Here is an 846-nt window from a genome sequence, read left to right as displayed (position 1 = left end):
GACGGCATTTTTTTCATAGCCGTAGCGATAGCTCAGGCCCGCCGGGTTATGCTGTTCCGTCACCTTCCCGCTGGCGTCATAGACGTAGGTGGTCTGCGGGCGGCCGGCATAACGGTGTGCGGTCATCCTTCCCGGATGTTTATCATCGTAAGTGAAACCACGCACCGGTATGCCGCTGCGGTCATATACTGCCGACAGTTCGCCGCGCGGGGTGTACGTATAGCGGACCAGGGGAAGCGCCGGGAGGTTATCCGGGTATGCCGGGTCGTGCGTCAGCCACACCGCCTCAAGGCGAATGCCGCTGTCTGCGCCGTAGCCGGAAACCGGCACCGTCTGCGGCCAGTCCGGCGCGCTGATGCCGGAAACGGCCGCCTGTTTACGCGCCGCCTCCGCCCGCTGCGCCTGCGTGGTCAGCGCCAGCCGGAAGCGGCGGCCTGCGCCGTCGGTGACGGCGGTGATGTTGCCGGCAAATTCCCCGTCCGCCTCGCGGTGAAAGATTTGCGTGCGCCCGAAACGGTCGGCCAGCCCGGTCAGCACCCGGTACGGTGGTAACGGCGCAGGGAGCGCTTCATCCTCACCCGGTACGCGCTCAGGCCAGCCGAGTATCCACCACGGCCCCTGTGCGCTGTTCGTCGCCAGATAAAGATGCGGACTTAAGCGCAGGTCTTCCGGCAGGGTCTGCCACAGCAGATGCAGCACATTGCTTTCATGCAGTTTAGCCACGCCGCCACGGGCCAGCCAGAACGACTCACTGCGGCTGAAGGCGGTTTCTCCGGGCATCAGCGGCTCAAAGTGAATACTGCGCCCGCCGTTATCGTTGAGAATAAGTTCCTCATCGCGAAGCTG

The 846-nt window shown here is 64.2% G+C and carries 1 pseudogene; it reads right to left on the bottom strand.

What is annotated here, in order from left to right:
* Positions 1 to 846: pseudogene (locus OOJ60_RS24510) on the bottom strand (RHS element protein); the annotation flags it as partial.

This window comes from Citrobacter sp. R4 (genome assembly GCF_026719175.1).
Lineage (GTDB): Bacteria > Pseudomonadota > Gammaproteobacteria > Enterobacterales > Enterobacteriaceae > Citrobacter_A > Citrobacter_A sedlakii.
The sequence above is the reverse complement of the archived record's forward strand: the minus strand, read 5'-3'. Positions and strand labels throughout refer to the sequence as shown.